The following is a 17,526-nucleotide window of genomic DNA, read 5'->3' as shown; positions in this document are numbered from 1 at the left end:
CCCATCCAAAACATCACCGGTAATGATCGAATTTTCCGTTGTCGACTGGGCTGCCTGGGCACCTGGACTGACAGAACGTAGCCAATGGATGGGCTGGGCCGACGCGCCGTTCCTGCCACAGGGCGAGGGCACGCCGTCGTTGGCCGAAGTGCCGCCCATGCAGCGCCGCCGCATCGAGCGCCTGGGCCGCATGGCCATCCAGGCCGCGTGCTGGTGTGAAGACGCGCAGGGCGCTGACAGCGGCGTGCCGCTGGTGTTCGCCAGCCGCCACGGCGACGTGGCCCGTTCAATGGACCTGCTGGGCTCGCTGGCCGCCTCCGAACCGCTGTCGCCCACCGGTTTCGGCCTGTCGGTGCACAACGCCATCGCCGCGCTTTATTCCATCGCCCGTGGCCACCGTGGCAACTACCTGGCGCTGGCCGCCGGCCAGGCCACGGTGGAAACCGCCTGCCTGGAAGCTGCCGGCCTGCTGGCCGATGGCGCCAAGGAAGTACGGGTGGTGGTGTATGAGTCGCCGTTGCCCGACGTTTACGCAGAATTCGCCGACGAACCCGACCCGTTCTTCGCCTGGTGCTGGCGCCTGGCGCCGTCAGGCACGGCCGGCACCGGCCTGCGCCTGGCCTGGGAACCGGCCGAAGATGCGGGCACCACCGCACCGGGCCTGCTGCCGCATGCGCTGGATCTGCACCGCTTCCTGCTGTCGGCTGCACCCACCCTGGAACACGTGACCCAGGGCCAGCGCTGGCGCTGGAGCCGCCATGGCTGAAGCCCTGCGCCGTCTCGACCACGCCTGGCGGGTATTCGGCACCGGCCTGAGCTTCGCCGCATTCGGCGTGGGCGGGCTGCTGCTGGGCGTGTTCGTGATGCCGGTGCTGTTGTTGATGCGCGACCCGGTCGCGCGCCAGCGGCGGGCGCGGCGGCTGGTGCAGGCGGCGTTTGCCAGCCACGTGTGGCTGATGTGCCGGCTGGGCCTGATGACCCTGCAGGTGGAGGGCCGCGAGCGCCTGCAGCGCGATGGCCTGCTGGTGCTGGCCAACCACCCGACCCTGATCGACGTGGTCTGCCTGATCGCGCTGCTGCCCAACGCCGACTGCGTGGTCAAGCGCGCGGTGGCCTGCAACCCGTTCATGCGTGGCCCGGTCCGCGCCGCCGGCTACATCGCCAATGACGATGGCGCCGGCCTGGTCGATGACTGCGTGGCAGCCGTGCATGCCGGCGGCACCCTGGTCATTTTCCCGGAAGGAACGCGCACCGTGCCGGGGCAGCCGCTGCGGCTGCAGCGCGGCGCCGCCAACATCGCCGTGCGTGGGCGGCTGGACATCACACCGGTGCGTATCAGCTGCACGCCGGCAACGTTGACCAAGGGCCAGAAGTGGTATCGTGTGCCCTCACGTCGTTTTCACGTTCAGCTGCAGATCGGCGAAGATATCGCCATCGCGCCCTTCCTGGACGAAGATGACGCGTCAAGGGGGGATGCCTTGGCGGCCCGTCGCGTCACCGACCACCTCACTCGTTATTTCGACCTGTCTGGAGATCCGACCCGTGCAAGCACTTGAGCACGAGATCAAGGAATTGATCATTTCCTCGCTTTCGCTGGAGGACATCACGCCGGAGGACATCGATCCGACCGCGCCGCTGTTCGTGGAAGGCCTCGGCCTCGATTCGATCGACGCCCTGGAACTGGGCCTGGCCCTGCAGAAGAAGTACGGTGTCAGCCTCTCGGCCGATTCGGAAGAAACCCGTCGCCATTTCTCCAGCGTGCGCGCGCTCGGCGAGTTCGTCGCCGCCCGCCAGTCGTAAGGCGCCAGGAACTGCCATGACCAAGAATGAACTCTTCGAGCGCATCGTCCGCATCCTGACCGACAGCTTCGAGATCGAACCTGCCCGGATCAGCCCGGAATCGCGCCTGTATGACGATCTGGACATCGACAGCATCGATGCCGTCGACCTGATCGTGCAGCTCAAGCCGCTGCTGGGCCGCAACCTGCAGCCGGAAGCCTTCAAGGCCGTGCGCACCGTGCAGGACATCGTCGATGTCGTGCACGGTCTGCTGCCGGGCCAGGCTGCCGCCTGACCGCAGGCCGGGTATCGCGACCATGGCACGGGCACGCATGGTCGTGGTGGCAGCGCTTTCGCTCGCCTATCCGGTGCTGGTGTACGTGGCCATGGGCCGCTTCGAGCCGCGCTGGCTGTCGCTGCTGCTGTTCGGCCTGGCCGTGCTGCGTGCGCTGAGCACCCGGCAGCCGTTGTGGTGGGCCGCCGCTGCTGGCGCCGGCCTGCTGGCCGGGCTGGCCACCGTGCTCAACCAGGCCCTGCCGCTGAAGCTGTACCCGGCGCTGGTGAACGTGGTGATGCTGGTGGTGTTCGCCACCAGCCTGCGCTTCGGCCCGCCGCTGGTGGAGCGCCTGGCGCGCCTGCAGGAGCCGGACCTGCCGGACTTCGCGGTAGCCTATACCCGCCGCGTCACCCAGGTGTGGTGTGGCTTTTTTGTTCTCAACGGTGGCCTGGCCCTGTTCACCGCGCTGTACGCGTCGGACCGGGTCTGGATGCTCTACAACGGAATGTTGGCGTACGTGATGATGGGAGTGTTGTTCGCAGGTGAGTGGCTGGTGCGGCGGCGGGTCAAGGCGGCCCATGCCCATGGCTGACTGGATCGCCCTGGACCGGCTGCTGGTCTACGCGCAGCCGGGTCGTGATATCGGCCTGTGCGAAGGCGTCGCCCTGGACCACAGCGCCTTCCGCCTGCGTGCGCTGGCCTGGCGTGAGGCATTCGCCGCCGCCGAAGGCCGCGACTGGGCCCTGTACTTCGACGATGCGATTGCCTTCGCCGCCGCCCTGTTCGGCGCCTGGCACGCCGGCAAGCGCGTCTTTCTGGCCGCCGACAATCTTCCGGCCACCCTGCAGGCGCTGCAGCCGCAGGTCAGTGGTTTTGCCGGCGATGTATCGGCTGACTACCGCCCGCTGGCGCCCGTCGTGGCAGGCAACGGTGTGCTCGAGGCACTCGACGAGCGCGCCTGCGAACTGTGTGTGTTCACCTCCGGCAGCACCGGCCAGCCCAGCGCGATCAACAAGCGCATGGACCAGCTGGCGCGCGAAGTGGATGCGCTGCAGGCCGCCTTCGGCGCACAGCTCGATGGCGTGCAGGTGCATGGCACGGTCTCGCACCAGCACATCTACGGCCTGCTGTTCCGCGTGCTGTGGCCGCTGGCGGCGGGCCGCCAGATCCAGCCGCGGCGCTTCTTCCATGAAGACCTGGTGGGTACGCTGGCTGCCGCTGACAGCGTGCTGGTGGCAACCCCGGCGCACCTCAAGCGCCTGCCCGAACAGCTCGACTGGGCCGGCCTGCACGGCCGCCTGCGAGCGGTGTTTTCCTCCGGCGGTCCGCTGCCGGAAGAGGCCGCCCGACAGGTGCGGCAGTGGCTGGGCGTGGCCCCCACCGAGGTGTACGGCAGCAGCGAGACCGGCGGCATCGCCTGGCGCCGCTGGCAGACCGACATGCCGCCGTGGCAGCCGCTGCCGGGTGTGCAGTGGCGCATCGAGGACGGCTGCCTGGCCGTTGCGTCGGCGCATCTGGACAGCGCCGACTGGTGGCGCACCCAGGACCGCGTGGAAGCGCTGGCCGATGGCCGCTTCCGCCTGCTCGGCCGCGCCGATCGCATCGTCAAGATCGAAGAGCGCCGGGTGTCGCTGGACGCGCTGGAACGTGCGCTGCGCGACGACCCGGAAGTGGAAGATGCGCGCGTGCTGGTGCTATCCGGCCAGCGCGAGCAGCTGGCCGCAGTGGTGGTGCCGGCCGACCCTGCGCAGGTGGCGGCCGGTGATGCCGCGCGCCGCGCCTTCGGCCAGCGCCTGGGCGCGCGCTTGGCGCAGGGCCACGATGCGGTCACCCGCCCGCGCCGCTGGCGGCTGGTCGAGGCCCTGCCGATCAATGCGCAGGGCAAGGTCACCCAGTCCGCACTGGCCGCGCTGTTCCAGCCACTGATGCCGGTGCCGCAGTGGGACCAGCGCACGGCCGCGGCCGCGATCCTGCGCATGACCCTGGATGCATCGCTGCGCGCGTTCCAGGGCCATTTCCCGCAGGCGGCGATCCTGCCCGGCGTGGCCCAGCTGGACTGGGCAGTGCGCTTTGCCCGCCAGGCGTTCGCGCTGCCGCAGGGTTTCGTGCGGATGGATGCGGTGAAGTTCCAGCGCGTGGCCCGCCCGGGCGACGAACTGACCCTGCAGCTGGACTGGGACGCCGAGCGCGGCGTGCTGACGTTCCGCTACACCTCCCTGCATGGCACGCATGCCAGTGGCAAGGTGGTGCTGACCGATGCGCAGTGACCCGGCGGCCCCCAACGGCGCCTTCGCGCCGCTGGTAGTCATTCCCGTGTACGACCACGAACATGCCATCGGCGCGGTGGTTGACGGCGTACAGGCCGCCGGCCTGCCGTGCCTGCTGGTCGACGATGGCTCGCGCGCGTCCTGCGCCGCGGTGCTGCAGTCGCTGGCACGACGCGACGGCGTCGACCTGCTGCGGCTGGACGTGAACCAGGGCAAGGGCGGGGCGATGTTGGCCGGTTTTGCCGAGGCCGCGCACCGTGGCCACAGCCATGTGCTGCAGATCGATGCCGACGGCCAGCACGACACCAGCGACCTGCCGCGCTTCATCGCCGCCGCGCAGGCACGGCCGGACGCGGTGATCTGCGGCATTCCCGCCTACGATGCCAGCGTGCCCAAGGCGCGCCTGTACGGCCGCTATGCCACCCACATCTGGGTCTGGATCAACACGCTGTCGCTGCACCTGCGCGACACCATGTGCGGTTTCCGGGTCTACCCGCTGCCGCCGGTGCTGCGCCTGATCGGCGAGGAAACCATCGGCCGGCGCATGGATTTCGATACCGAAGTGATGGTGCGCCTGTACTGGCGGCAGGTGCCGGTGGAACATCTGGCCACCCGCGTGACCTACCCGGCCGACGGTGTTTCGCACTTCGATGTGTGGCGCGACAACGTGCGCATCAGCCGCATGCACACCCGCCTGTTCTTCGGCATGCTGCCGCGCGCGCCGCGCCTGCTGTGGCGCCGCCTGCAGGGGCAGGGCTGAGATGCGCCGCGCGCACGAGGCACCGCACTGGGCCGACATCGGCGAATCTACCTCGGTGGCCGGCGTGCTGTTCCTGTGCTGGGTGCACCGCTGGTTCGGGCGCTGGCCGTTCCGCCTGTGCGTGTGGCCGGTGGTGGTCTGCCACTGGCTGGGCAACCGGGTCGGCCGCCGCGCCTCGCTGCAGTACCTGCAGCGGCTGCAGGCGCATACCGGCGCGCTCGGCCATGCGCCGGGCTGGCGCGACAGCCTGCGCCATTTCTTCAGCTTCGCCGACACGATGCTGGACAAGATCCTCGGCCTCGGCGGCCGTTACCCGCCCGAGCGCATCCACCTGCAGCGCGATCTGGTGCTGGGAAAAATCGCGCGCCGCGAAGGCGGGCTGATTCTCACCGCGCACATCGGCTGCCTGGAACTGTGCCAGGTGCTGGCCGAGCAGGTGCCCGGATTCCGCATCACCGTGCTGGTGCACACCGCGCACGCGCAGCGCTTCAATCGCCTGCTGCAGCGCCTGGACCCGCTGGCCGCGGTGGAACTGGTGCAGGTGACCGAAATGGGCCCGGCCACCGCGGTGATGCTGGCCGAGAAGGTCGCCTCCGGTGGTTTCGTGGCCATCGTCGGCGACCGCGTGCCGGTGCAGGGCGGGCGCAGTGTGATGGCCGATTTCCTCGGCCACCGCGCGCCGTTCCCGATCGGCGCCTATGTGCTGGCCTCTGCGCTGGCCTGCCCGGTCTACACGATGTCCTGCCTGCACGAAGGCGATGGCTACCGCGTGGCCTTCGAACACTTTGCCGACCGCGTGGTGCTGCCGCGCGGCTCGCGTGACGCCGCACTGGCCGAACAGGCGCAGCGCTTCGCGCGCTGGCTGGAACTCCAGGTCATCCAGTCCCCGTTGGACTGGTTCAATTTCTTCCCCTTCTGGGACCAGGCTCCTCATGACGACTGACGCCGTACCCGTGTGCCGTTTCGGCGATGCACCGCTGACCATCGAAGACGTGGTTGCCCTGGCCCAGCGCCAGTGTGATGCCGCGCTGAGCGAAGCGCCGGCCTTCCGCGCGCACATCCAGCGCGGTGCCGATTTCCTCGACCGCCTGCTGCGCGACGACGGCGTGATCTATGGCGTGACCACCGGCTACGGCGATTCGTGCACGGTGAACATCCCGCCGGCGCTGGTGGCGGAGCTGCCGCACCACCTCTACACCTACCATGGTTGCGGCCTGGGCCGTTACCTCGATCCGGCCGAGACCCGCGCCGTGCTGGCCGCGCGCCTGGCTTCGCTGGTGCGAGGCATGTCCGGTGTCAGCGTGCAGCTGCTGGAAGGCCTGGCCACCCTGCTGCAGCACGATGTGCTGCCGCTGATTCCGGCCGAAGGCTCGGTCGGTGCCAGTGGTGACCTGACCCCGCTGTCCTACGTGGCCGCTGTGTTGTGTGGCGAACGCGAGGTGCTGTTCGAAGGCCAGGTGCAGGCGGCCGGCCCGGTGCTGGCGAAGATCGGCATGGTCCCGCTGAAGCTGCGGCCGAAGGAAGGCCTGGCGATCATGAACGGCACCGCGGTGATGACCGGCCTGGCCTGCCTGGCCTGGCAGCGTGCCGATTACCTGGCCCGCATGGCCACCCGCCTGACCGCGTTCAACGTACTGTCCAGCGACGGCAACGCGCATCACTTCGACGAGACCCTGTTCGCCGCCAAGCCGCACCCCGGCCAGGGCCGCATCGCCGCGCGCCTGCGCAGCGACCTGCACAGCGAGCGCCCGCCGCGCAACGAACAGCGCCTGCAGGACCGCTACTCGCTGCGCTGCGCACCGCACGTGATCGGCGTGCTGGAAGACAGCCTGCCGTTCCTGCGCCAGCTGATCGAAACCGAACTGAACAGCGCCAACGACAATCCGCTGATCGATGCCGATGGCGAGCGCATCCTGCATGGCGGCCACTTCTACGGCGGCCACATCGCACTGGCGATGGACACGCTGAAGAACACCGTGGCCAACGTCGCCGACCTGCTCGACCGGCAGCTGGCGCTGGTGGTCGATGCCCGCTACAACCACGGCCTGCCGGCCAACCTGTCGGCGGCCACCGGCCCGCGCGCGGCCATCAACCATGGCCTGAAGGCGCTGCAGATCAGCGTGTCGGCGTGGACCGCCGAGGCACTGAAGCAGACCATGCCGGCCAGTGTGTTCTCGCGGTCGACCGAATGCCATAACCAGGACAAGGTCAGCATGGGCACCATCGCCGCGCGCGACTGCCTGCGCGTGATCGAACTGACCGAACAGGTGGTGGCCGCGATGCTGATCGCAGCCCGCCAGGGTCTGGCCCTGCGCGAACGGGTTGGCCTGAACGCGCAGCTGCATGGCAGTCTGGCCGACATGTACGCCGACCTGGGGCAGCGCATCGCCCTGGTCGAAGAAGACCGCGCGCTGGATCGCGAACTGCGGGAACTGCTGGTGGAGATCCGCGCGCAACGCTGGGAGCTGTATGTCGGTGAATGAGGCAACTGAACTGGTCGGCGAGATCTCGCTGTCCCCGGCCTTCCATGACTGCGACCCGATGAACGTGGTCTGGCATGGCAACTACTTCAAGTATTTCGAGATCGCACGCTGCGCGCTGCTCAGCCGCTACGACTACGACTACCCGCAGATGCTCGAATCGGGCTACCTGTGGCCGGTGGTCGATGCACGGGTGAAGTACGTGCGCCCGCTGCTGTTCAAGCAGGCGCTGCGCGTGGTCTCGCGCATCGTCGAATGGGAAAACCGGCTGAAGATCGAATACGAAATCCTCGATGCGGAAAGCGGCCAGGTGCTGACCCGCGCGATGACCATCCAGGTCGCGGTGGACGCGACCAGCAAGGAAATGCTGTACCAGTGCCCGCCGGTGCTGTGGCAGCGTCTTGGAGTGCCTGCCCCGTGAATCCTTTCCGCCGTATTCCGCGCGTGCTGCTGTGCGCGCTGCTGCTCACCGCTGCGCCGCTGGTGCAGGCTGCCGATGCCGCCGTCGATGCGATCACCCAGGCGGTGGCGCGGCCCGACGTGCTGCGTGGCCAGTTCACCCAGGAAAAGCAGGTCAGCGGCTTCAAGAACCCGCTGCGCTCGCAGGGCCAGTTCGTGGTCGCACGCCAGCACGGCGTCATCTGGACCACGCTCAAGCCGTTCCCGTCCGAAGTGGTGGTCACCGCCGACCGCATCCTCAGCCGCCAGCGTGATGGCAGCACCCGCGTCGAGCTGGATGCGCGCCAGCAGCCGGCGATGCGCTCGGTCAACGCGATCATGTTCGCGCTGATGAGTGGTGATGTGCAGGCGCTGTCCAGCCAGTTCAACGTGCAGGCCAGCCGCGAAGGACAGGGCTGGCGGCTGAAGCTGACCCCGAAGTCGGCGATGCTGGCCAAGGCCTTCGAATCGCTGACCCTGCATGGCGACCGCTACGTGCGCCAGGTGGAGATCGTGGAGGCCAACAAGGACCGCACGCAGATCCAGTTCAGCGCGCTGAGCGAAGCGCCGGCCGCGCTGTCTGCTGACGAGGCGCGCCGTTTTGACTGATATGTCGACTGACGCCGCAGGGAAGGGACCGGAGCGCCTGCACCGCTGGTGGCACTGGCTGGGCATTGCCTGGCTGCTGGTGCTGCTGGTGATGGGTGTGCAGCAGTGGCGCCTGTGGAGCCAGGAATCACGGATCGACACCGACATCCTGGCCCTGCTGCCGCAGGACGCACACGACCGCCTGCTGAGTGATGTCACCCGGCGCATTGCCGATGGCAGCTCGCGCCAGGTGGTGGTGCTGCTGGGCAGTGCCGATGGCGCCGCTGCCAAGCGCGCGCAGGCCGCCTTCGCCAAGGCCATGGCCAGCGATGCCGACAGCGCGCTGCTGGTGCCCAGTGGTTCCATCGAAGGCTGGTTCGATGAAGCGCGCGCGTTCTACGCACCGTATCGCGACCGCCTGCTGACTCCGGCCCAGCGCGAACAGCTGCAGCAGGCCGAACCGGGTGCGCTGGCCGAACAGGCGCTGGGCGCACTGTATGGCCCGATGGGCGCACCGCGGTTGACCGACTGGCGGCAGGATCCGCTGTCGCTGTGGCCGCAGTGGTGGCAGCAGCAGGCCCAGGGTTCGGGCCTGCGCCTGGGCGATGATGGCCTGCTCGAAGCCGAGGGCAAGCATTGGGCCGCCCTGCAGTTCGATACGCCGGGCTCGGCCTTCCAGCTCGATGGCGAGCGCCATATCGACGGCCTGCTGGAGCGCGCTGGCGAGGCAGCCAAGGCCGCCGCCCCCGGGCTGGAAATCCTGCATGCCGGCGTGCCGCTGCATGCCGAAGCGGCGGCCGTGCAGGCCAACCAGGAAATCAACACGATCGGCTGGGGCTCGCTGGCGGCGGTGCTGCTGCTGGTCTGGCTCGCGTTCCGTTCGCTGCGGCCGATTCTGCTGGTGGCCGCCTCGCTGCTGATCGGCTGCGGCGTGGCCCTGGCGGTGACGGTGCTGGTGTTCGGCAAGGTGCACGTGCTGACCCTGGTGTTCGGCGCATCGCTGGTGGGCGTGGCCGAGGATTACGGCATCCACTGGTTCGCCTCGCGCCAGGCCGAACCGGCCGACCGCCGCTGGAAGCTGCTGCGGCACCTGTTGCCGGGCCTGTGGCTGGCGCTGCTGACCAGTGCGCTGGCCTACCTGGCGCTGGGCCTGGCTCCGTTCCCGGGCCTGCGGCAGATGGCGCTGTTCTCGGTGGTCGGCCTGGCCGCCGCCTTCCTCACGGTGATCTTCTGGTTCCCGTGGCTGGACGGTGGCGAGATCCGCCAGACCCGTTTCTCGCAGTGGCTGGGCAACACCCTGGACCGCTTCCCGCGCCTGCATGGCACGCGACCGGTCACGATCTTCATCGTCGCCACGCTGGCGCTGTCGGCCATCGGCATCGCGCGCCTGCAGAGCAACGACGATCTGCGCAGCCTGCAGTCGTCGCCGCCAGCGTTGATGGCCGAGCAGATCCGCCTCAGCCAGCTGCTGGGCATGCCCAGCCCGGCCCAGTTCTATCTGGTGCAGGGCGCCGATGCGGCGCAGCTGCTGGAACGCGAAGAAGCGCTGACCGGGCGCCTGCGCGCGCTGGCCAGCGACAAGCGCATCGGCGGCTACCGCGCGATCAGCGACTGGCTGCCGTCGCCGGCGCGCCAGCAGGCTGATGCCGCGTTGACCGCGAAGGTGGAGCCGGGCGTGCTGTCGGCGGTGTCCGAAGCCGTGGGCGAGCCGTTGCCGCGGCCGGACTTCGCCGCTTCGCCGCTGACCGCCGAGGCCTTCCTGGCCTCGCCGGCCTCGCAGCCGTTCCGCCACCTGTGGGTGGGCGCGGTGGGTGGGCAGATGGTCAGCGTGGTGATGGTCGATGACCTCTCGCGTGCCGATGCGCTGGCCACCCTGCAGGGTGCGGCCGAGGGCCTGCCTGGCGTGCGCTGGGTCGACCGCACCGCCGATTTCTCCAAGCTGCTGGGCCACTACCGCAAGCTGATGGGCGGGCTGCTGCTGGTCGGCATCGCGCTGGTGTTCGGTGCGCTGTGGCTGCGCTACCGCCGCCAGGCCTGGCGCGTGTTCGCCCCGACCCTGATCGCCGGTGCGCTCACCCTGGGCCTGCTCGGCCTGTTCGGCCAGCCGCTGCAGCTGTTCAACGTGCTGGCGCTGATGCTGCTGCTGGGCATGGGCATCGACTACGGCATCTTCCTCATCGAGCACCGCGGCGATGCCAGTGCGTGGCTGGCGGTCTGCGTGGGCGCGGCCAGCACCTGGCTGTCGTTCGGCCTGCTGGGCCTGTCGCAGACGCCGGCACTGCGCGCGTTCGGTCTCACTCTGCTGTTCGGCATCGGCCTGGTCTGGCTGATCTCGCCGCTGTTCCGCCCGCCGCCGCACGACCTGCCACCGGCCTGACCGCGTGTCACCGCACCCCCTTCCTTTCCACCTGATCGAGCAACAAGGACGCACCGATGAACACTGCCGTGGATGCACCCGCCCAACCGAGCGACGTCGAACGTACGGAAATCCTGATCATCGGCGCGGGACCGGCCGGTTCGGTCGCCGCGGCCATGCTGCGCCAGCAGGGCCGCCAGGTGCTGATGCTGGAGCGCCAGCAGTTCCCGCGCTTCTCGATCGGCGAAAGCCTGCTGCCGCAGAGCATGGAATACATCGAGGCCGCCGGCCTGCTGCAGGACGTGGTGGAAGCGGGCTTCCAGTACAAGAACGGCGCGGCCTTCGTCCACGGTGAAGCGCGCACGGCCTTCGATTTCCGCCGCAAGTTCTCGCCGGGCTGGGGCACCACCTACCAGGTGCAGCGCGCCGACTTCGACAACGTGCTGGCCCGCGGCGCCGAGCGCATGGGCACCACCCTGCGCTTTGGCGATGAAGTGCTGGCGGTGGAAGCCGGCGAACAGCCGGCAGTGAACGTGCGTCGCCCCGATGGCAGCGAGTACCGCATCGAAGCCGACTTCATCCTCGATGCCTCGGGCTTCGCGCGCCTGCTGCCGCGCCTGCTGGACCTGGAATCGCCGTCCAACTTCCCGGTGCGCGGCGCGATCTTCTGCCACGTGCGCGACAACATCCCGGCCGAAGCGGACTTCGACCGCAACAAGATCCTCATCACCACCCACCCCGAGCACATCGACGTCTGGTACTGGACGATTCCGTTCTCCAACGGCTGCTGCTCGCTGGGCGTAGTGGCCGAACCGTCGTTCTTCGAACGCTACGAGGGCGACGATCTGCAGAAGCTGCAGGCCATCGTCGGCGAAGACCCGAACCTGACCAGGCTGCTGGCCAATGCCGAATGGGCGGTGCTGCCGGTGCGCCGCATCACCGGCTATTCGGCCAATGTCAGCTCGCTGTGGGGCCCGGGCTATGCGCTGCTGGGCAACGCCGGTGAATTCCTCGACCCTGTGTTTTCCTCCGGTGTGACCATCGCCTTCAAGTCGGCGCAGCTGGCCAGCGAATGCCTGAAGCGCCGCTACGCCGGAGAGAACGTCGACTGGGAAGCCGAGTTCTCCATCCCCCTGCGTGCGGGCGTGAAGACCTTCCGCCGCTTCGTCGAAAGCTGGTACCAGGGCGGCTTCCAGAAGATCATCTACCACCCTGACCAGCAGCCGCAGGTACGCGACATGATCTGCTCCATCCTGGCCGGTTACGCCTGGGACACCAACAACCCGTATGTGGCCGATCCCACCGGCCGCCGCATGCGCGTACTGGAGGAACTGTGCAGCGCCTGATCGCCCGTTTCAGCGCCGTGCTGCTGTGCCTGCTGCTGGCCGCCTGTGCCAGCCGCATGCCGCGCCCGCTGGTTGAACTGCCGCCGCTGCGGCTGTCGCCGGCCAGCCTGCCGGCGCCGCTGGCGCTGCAGCAGCAGCTGCATTTCCGCTTCGGCAGCCACGAACGCGATCTGGACGCACTGCTGGAAGCCGATGCGCAGCAGGTGCAGCTGGCCGTGCAGGCGATGGGCCAGACCGGCGTGCGCCTGCAGTGGGATGGCCGGCAGCTGACCCAGCAGCGCGCCCCCTGGCTGCCGCCGCAGGTGCGTGCCGAACGCGTGCTGGATGACCTGCAGTTCGCGCTGTGGCCCACCGAAGCGATTGCCGCCGCGCTGCCGGCGGGCTGGCAGGTGGCCGATGACGGCCACCTGCGCAGCCTCTCGCGCGATGGCCAGGTGTGGCTGCAGCTGCAGCGCCTGGACGATGGCAGCGTGCAGCTGGACAACCGCGCCGAGGGCTACGCCCTGCGCATCGAATCGATCGACATGGCCGGGCAGGATAGATGACCGCAGCGATTTACCTGAACGACCTGGGCGTGGTCTGCGCGCTCGGCGAAGGCCGTGCGGCTGTGGCTGCCGCGCTGTTTGCCGATGCACCGGGTGGGCTCAGCGACAATGACACCCTGCTGCCGGGCCAGACCCTGGCGCTGGGCGAGGTACGCACGCCGCTGCCGGCGCTGGACGACCTGCCGGTGGCCCTGCGTGGCCGCAACAACGCGCTGCTGGATGCCGCCCTGGCGCAGATCGCGCCGTCGGTGCAGGCGGCCATTGCCCGCTACGGCGCGCCGCGCGTGGCGGTGGTGCTGGGCACCAGCACCTCGGGCATCGGTGAATCCGAACAGGCCCTGCGCACCCGCGCCGAGACCGGGCAGTGGCCGCAGGGCTTCGACTACGCACAGCAGGAAATGGGCACCGCCGCGCAGTTCGTGCGTGAGCGCAGCGGCGCGCTGGGCCCGGCCTGGACCCTGTCCACGGCCTGTTCCTCCAGTGCCAAGGCGCTGATGTCGGCCGCGCGGCTGCTGCGTGCCGGCATCGTCGATGCGGTCATCGCCGGTGGCGCCGATTCGCTGTGCCGCTTCACCGTGGCTGGCTTCAGCGCGCTCGAGTCGGTATCCGCGCTGCGCTGCAATCCGTTCTCGCAGCATCGCTGCGGCATCAACATCGGTGAAGGTGCCGCGCTGTTCCTGCTGACCCGCGACACCGGCCCGGTGCAGCTGGCCGGCTGGGGCGAATCGGCCGATGCCCACCACATGTCCGCGCCCGACCCGAAGGGCCTGGGCGCGATCGACGCCCTGCAGCAGGCGCTGCAGCGTGCCGGCTGGGATGCAGGCGACGTGGATTACGTGAACCTGCACGGCACCGCCACCGGCCACAACGATGCGATGGAAAGCGTGGCCGTGGCCCAGGTGCTGGGCACTACGGTGCCGGCCAGCTCGACCAAGCCCCTCACCGGCCACACGCTGGGCGCGTCCGGTGCGATCGAGGCGGCCGTGTGCTGGATCCTGCTGGCCGAAAATCCCGGCAACCAGCTGCCGCCACACTGGTGGGATGGCAGCCCGGACCCGGCCCTGCCGGTACTGCCGCTGGTCGCCCCGGGCACGCGCCTGGGGCATGCCCCGCAGCGCGTACTGAGCAATTCGTTCGCCTTCGGCGGCAGCAACGCCGTGCTGGCACTGCAGGGGGTGGCTGCATGAGCCTGCCCCTGTTCGCGATCGAAGACGTGGTGCCGCACCGCCAGGACATGTGCCTGCTGGACCGCATCGTGCGCTGGGACCAGGACACCATCGAAGCCGAGCTGGTGGTGCCTGCTGCGGGGCTGTTCATCGAGGACGGCGGCGTGCCGGCCTGGGTCGGCATCGAGTACATGGCGCAGGCCATCGCGGCCTGGGCCGGCTGCCGCGCCCGCGTGGCCGGCAACCCGCCGCAGCTGGGCTTCCTGCTTGGCAGCCGGCGCTACACCAGCCCGCGCAGCCGCTTCCCCAGCGGCAGTGTGCTGCGCGTACACGCGCGCTGCGAGCTGTTGGGCGACAATGGGCTGGGGATGTTCGCCTGCCGGATCCTGGCAGGCGATGAAGAATGGGCAGTCGCCAACGTGTCGGTGTTCGAACCGGCCGACTCGATGGCCTATCTGGAGAGTGGACAGGCATGACAGGGAATCGAAGCGTGCTGGTAACCGGCGCCAGCCGGGGTATCGGCCGGGCCATCGCGCAGCGCATCGCGCGTGATGGCTTCGACGTGGTGGTGCATTGCCGCAGCCGCGTGGACGAAGCGCAGGCCGTGGCGGCCGAGATCCAGGCACTGGGCCAGCAGGCCCGCGTGCTGGCCTTCGACGTGGCCGACCGGGTGGCCGCGCGTGCCGCGCTGGAAGCGGACGTGGAAGCGCACGGCGCGTATTACGGCGTGGTCTGCAACGCCGGCATCGCCCGCGATGGCGCCTTCCCGGCACTGTCTGAAGACGACTGGGACCAGGTCATCCACACCAATCTGGATGGCTTCTACAACGTGCTGCACCCGCTCATCATGCCGATGGTGCGGCGGCGCAAGCCGGGCCGCATCGTCACCCTGTCCTCGGTGTCCGGCGTGGCCGGCAACCGTGGCCAGGTCAATTACAGTGCCGCCAAGGCCGGCATCATCGGTGCCACCAAGGCATTGGCGCTGGAACTTGCCAGCCGCCAGATCACCGTCAACTGCGTGGCCCCCGGCCTGATCGAGACCGACATGCTCAACGAAGAAGTGATCGACCATGCGCTGAAGCTGATCCCCGCCGGCCGCGTCGGCCGACCGGAGGAAGTGGCCGCCACGGTCGCCTTCCTGCTGTCCGAACCGGCCGGCTACATCACCCGCCAGGTGATCTCGGTGAACGGAGGCATGGTCTGATGGCCGCCGATCGTCGCGTGGTGGTCACCGGTGCCGCCGCCATCAGTCCGCTCGGCCACGACTGGCCGACCATCGAAGCGCACCTGCGCAGCTGCCGCAATGCCGTGCGCGCGATGCCCGAATGGGATGTCTATGCTGGCCTGAACACCAAGCTGGCCGCACCCGCGCAGGACTACGACCTGCCACCGAACTACAACCGCAAGACCACCCGTTCGATGGGCAAGGTCGCCATCATGTCGGTGCGCGCCACCGAAGTGGCGCTGCGCGAAGCGGGCCTGTTCGAACACCCGGTGCTGCGCAGCGGCCGCGCCGGCGTGGCCTATGGCTCGTCCTCGGGCAGCCATGAAGCCACCGGCGAATTCGGCCGCATGCTGCACGAATTCACCACCGACGGCATCAGCGCCACCACCTACCTGAAGATGATGAGCCACACCGCGCCGGTCAACATCGGCGTGTTCTTCGGTCTGTCCGGGCGCGTCTACACCACGTCCAGCGCCTGCACCTCGGGCAGCCAGGGCGTGGGCGCCGGCTATGAAGCCATCCGCAGTGGCAAGCAGACGGTGATGGTGGCCGGCGGTGCCGAACAGCTCGACGCCACCGCCGCGGCGGTGTTCGACACCCTGTTCGCCACCAGCACGCGCAACGACGCGCCGCAGACCACGCCGCGCCCGTTCGATGCCGGCCGCGATGGCCTGGTGCTGGGCGAGGGCGCCTGCACGCTGATCCTGGAAGACCTGGAGCACGCGCAGGCACGCGGCGCGACCATCCTCGCCGAGATCGTCGGCTACGGCACCAACAGCGACGGCCAGCACGTCACCCAGCCCAGCGCCGACACCATGGCCCAGGCCATGCGCCTGGCGCTGGAGGATGCCGGCCTGCAGCCCTCGCAGATCGATTACGTGAACGCCCACGGCACCGCCACCGACCACGGTGACATCGCCGAAACCCAGGCCACCGCCCAGGTCTTCGGCAACCGCATGCCGATCAGTTCGCTGAAGAGCTACGTCGGCCACATGCTCGGTGCCTGCGGCGCGTTCGAAGCCTGGATGAGCATCGAGATGATGCGCGCCGGCTGGTTCGCCCCGACCCTCAACCTGGGCGAGATCGACCCACGCTGCGGCCAGCTCGACTTCATCACCGGACAGGGCCGCGAACTGCAGGCCGAGTATGTGATGAGCAACAATTTCGCCTTCGGTGGCATCAACACCTCGCTGGTGTTCCGCCGCTGGAGCGAATGATCCACCGCCCCACACCACGTTCCACCCCGCACCCCGAACAAGGAGAAGTTTCGATGCGTCGTACCCTGATGATCGCCACGGCCACCGCCCTGCTGGCCCTCACCTCCACCGCCTCGGCCCGCGAGACCCGCGTCGAGCAGTCCCTGCGTGAGCTGGTCAGCTCGCAGGCCGCCAAGGATGCCGGCATCGACGGCAGCGTCCGTTTCTACCTGGCCGGCCAGCCGGTCAGCGTGCAGCAGCGCCTGGGCGAGGACGTGACCAACAAGAAGACCAACGCCGCCAACAAGAGCGATGAGGAAGCCTGCCGCTGGGTGGCCCTGTCGGCGCTGCGCGCGCTGCAGGATGGCGCCAAGTCGCGCGGCGCCAATGCCGTGGTCGACATCGTCAGCTACTACAAGAAGAACGAGTTCAAGAGCGCGACCAACTACGAATGCTACGCCGGTGCGATCCTGGCGGGCGTGGCGCTCAAGGGCACCTACGCCAAGGTAAAGTAAGCATCACCGCAGTCCCCGGCGGCTTGCCGGGGACGCGGTCTACAGGGGGAACACCATGAAGTCGATCCACGCCGCTGCCCTGGCAGCGGCTTTTCTGTGCGTGCCCGCGCTGCACGCGCAGGCCGCAGGCGCGCCCATCCACATCACCTCCGACGTGCCCTACCGTGAGGGCGTGGGTGGCGAGCTGATCCGCCAGGAGTGCCAGTTCGGCCAGTACCTGAGCCAGAGCATCGTGCGCCATGCCGACGGTGCCGTGGTCGTTGGGGATACCCAGGACGGCGCCGGCCGCGAACTGTACCTGGTGGTGACCAAGGCGCATGCCGCCGGCGGTGGCGCCATTTCCGGGCCGAAGTGGGGCCGCATCTACGGTGAACTGAAGGAGGACGGGAAGGTAGTCGGCAACTTCAGCCTGAAGCGTTCGACCAACCGGCCGTTCACCTTCCGCGCCTGCACCACGCTGGAGAAAATCGCCGATGCGCTGGGCGGCGATGTGGTGCGCTGGTTGCAGGAACCCACCTTCGATCCGCAGCTGACCGAAGAGGTCGCGGCCAACTGAGCCCGGTGGCGGTTGCCTGAACGCGACCGCCA

The 17,526-nt window shown here is 68.9% G+C and carries 20 protein-coding genes; all 20 read left to right on the top strand.

The annotated features are described in order from the left end of the window. Positions 1–22: 22 nt before the first annotated feature. From VER16_RS07420 to VER16_RS07325, 20 genes are read left to right on the top strand one after another with little or no spacing between them, the layout of a single operon-like run. Positions 23–766: a beta-ketoacyl synthase chain length factor gene (locus VER16_RS07420; protein WP_324806775.1), complete on the top strand. Its 744-nt coding sequence runs from the start codon at positions 23–25 to the stop codon at positions 764–766. Continuing rightward, positions 759–1,556: a lysophospholipid acyltransferase family protein gene (locus tag VER16_RS07415; protein ID WP_108770453.1), complete on the top strand. Its 798-nt coding sequence runs from the start codon at positions 759–761 to the stop codon at positions 1,554–1,556. The genes VER16_RS07420 and VER16_RS07415 overlap by 8 nt, the downstream gene beginning before the upstream one ends. Further along, positions 1,543–1,800: a phosphopantetheine-binding protein gene (locus tag VER16_RS07410; protein WP_005411610.1), complete on the top strand. Its 258-nt coding sequence runs from the start codon at positions 1,543–1,545 to the stop codon at positions 1,798–1,800. Before VER16_RS07415 ends, VER16_RS07410 begins: the two co-directional genes overlap by 14 nt. Positions 1,801–1,816: 16 nt before the next feature. Then, complete coding sequence (locus VER16_RS07405; RefSeq protein ID WP_025878014.1) at positions 1,817–2,074, top strand: acyl carrier protein; 258 nt, start codon at positions 1,817–1,819, stop codon at positions 2,072–2,074. A gap of 22 nt (positions 2,075–2,096) precedes the next feature. Next, positions 2,097–2,648: a hypothetical protein gene (locus tag VER16_RS07400; RefSeq protein WP_324806770.1), complete on the top strand. Its 552-nt coding sequence runs from the start codon at positions 2,097–2,099 to the stop codon at positions 2,646–2,648. Next, the gene (locus VER16_RS07395) at positions 2,641–4,323 is read left to right on the top strand and encodes an AMP-binding protein (RefSeq protein WP_324806768.1); all 1,683 of its coding nucleotides are present in this window, start codon (positions 2,641–2,643) and stop codon (positions 4,321–4,323) included. Before VER16_RS07400 ends, VER16_RS07395 begins: the two co-directional genes overlap by 8 nt. Next, entirely contained in the window at positions 4,313–5,083 is a 771-nt protein-coding gene (locus tag VER16_RS07390; protein ID WP_324806766.1) for a glycosyltransferase family 2 protein, read from the top strand. The genes VER16_RS07395 and VER16_RS07390 overlap by 11 nt, the downstream gene beginning before the upstream one ends. A 1-nt stretch (position 5,084) precedes the next feature. After that, the gene (locus tag VER16_RS07385; protein WP_324806765.1) at positions 5,085–6,026 is read left to right on the top strand and encodes an acyltransferase; all 942 of its coding nucleotides are present in this window, start codon (positions 5,085–5,087) and stop codon (positions 6,024–6,026) included. After that, positions 6,016–7,566: an aromatic amino acid ammonia-lyase gene (locus VER16_RS07380; RefSeq protein ID WP_324806764.1), complete on the top strand. Its 1,551-nt coding sequence runs from the start codon at positions 6,016–6,018 to the stop codon at positions 7,564–7,566. The genes VER16_RS07385 and VER16_RS07380 overlap by 11 nt, the downstream gene beginning before the upstream one ends. Next, positions 7,553–7,984 carry an acyl-CoA thioesterase gene (locus VER16_RS07375; protein WP_324806762.1) on the top strand — a complete coding sequence of 144 codons (432 nt, stop codon included), beginning with the start codon at positions 7,553–7,555 and terminating at the stop codon, positions 7,982–7,984. The genes VER16_RS07380 and VER16_RS07375 overlap by 14 nt, the downstream gene beginning before the upstream one ends. Further along, positions 7,981–8,610 (top strand): outer membrane lipoprotein carrier protein LolA, encoded by a 630-nt coding sequence (locus VER16_RS07370; protein ID WP_324806760.1) that lies wholly within the window; start codon positions 7,981–7,983, stop codon positions 8,608–8,610. Before VER16_RS07375 ends, VER16_RS07370 begins: the two co-directional genes overlap by 4 nt. A gap of 1 nt (position 8,611) precedes the next feature. Next, positions 8,612–10,966: an MMPL family transporter gene (locus tag VER16_RS07365; protein WP_324806758.1), complete on the top strand. Its 2,355-nt coding sequence runs from the start codon at positions 8,612–8,614 to the stop codon at positions 10,964–10,966. A gap of 56 nt (positions 10,967–11,022) precedes the next feature. Further along, positions 11,023–12,291: an NAD(P)/FAD-dependent oxidoreductase gene (locus tag VER16_RS07360; RefSeq protein WP_324806757.1), complete on the top strand. Its 1,269-nt coding sequence runs from the start codon at positions 11,023–11,025 to the stop codon at positions 12,289–12,291. Beyond that, positions 12,279–12,836 carry a DUF3261 domain-containing protein gene (locus VER16_RS07355; RefSeq protein ID WP_324806755.1) on the top strand — a complete coding sequence of 186 codons (558 nt, stop codon included), beginning with the start codon at positions 12,279–12,281 and terminating at the stop codon, positions 12,834–12,836. The genes VER16_RS07360 and VER16_RS07355 overlap by 13 nt, the downstream gene beginning before the upstream one ends. Further along, positions 12,833–14,023: a beta-ketoacyl-ACP synthase gene (locus VER16_RS07350; protein WP_324806753.1), complete on the top strand. Its 1,191-nt coding sequence runs from the start codon at positions 12,833–12,835 to the stop codon at positions 14,021–14,023. Before VER16_RS07355 ends, VER16_RS07350 begins: the two co-directional genes overlap by 4 nt. Next, positions 14,020–14,478 (top strand): hotdog family protein, encoded by a 459-nt coding sequence (locus VER16_RS07345; protein WP_324806751.1) that lies wholly within the window; start codon positions 14,020–14,022, stop codon positions 14,476–14,478. Before VER16_RS07350 ends, VER16_RS07345 begins: the two co-directional genes overlap by 4 nt. After that, positions 14,475–15,206: a 3-ketoacyl-ACP reductase FabG2 gene (locus VER16_RS07340; protein ID WP_324806749.1), complete on the top strand. Its 732-nt coding sequence runs from the start codon at positions 14,475–14,477 to the stop codon at positions 15,204–15,206. Before VER16_RS07345 ends, VER16_RS07340 begins: the two co-directional genes overlap by 4 nt. After that, positions 15,206–16,444, top strand: coding sequence for a beta-ketoacyl-ACP synthase (locus VER16_RS07335; RefSeq protein ID WP_324806747.1), 1,239 nt, complete (start codon positions 15,206–15,208; stop codon positions 16,442–16,444). Before VER16_RS07340 ends, VER16_RS07335 begins: the two co-directional genes overlap by 1 nt. Positions 16,445–16,497: 53 nt before the next feature. Next, entirely contained in the window at positions 16,498–16,938 is a 441-nt protein-coding gene (locus VER16_RS07330; RefSeq protein WP_324806745.1) for an excinuclease ATPase subunit, read from the top strand. Positions 16,939–16,993: 55 nt separating this feature from the next. After that, positions 16,994–17,494, top strand: coding sequence for a hypothetical protein (locus tag VER16_RS07325; RefSeq protein WP_324806744.1), 501 nt, complete (start codon positions 16,994–16,996; stop codon positions 17,492–17,494). Positions 17,495–17,526: the final 32 nt, after the last annotated feature.

Origin of the sequence: Stenotrophomonas sp. (assembly GCF_035634915.1) — a bacterium.
Taxonomy (GTDB): domain Bacteria; phylum Pseudomonadota; class Gammaproteobacteria; order Xanthomonadales; family Xanthomonadaceae; genus Stenotrophomonas.
Note: the sequence above shows the minus strand (reverse complement) of the source record. Positions and strands in the feature narration are given on the sequence as shown.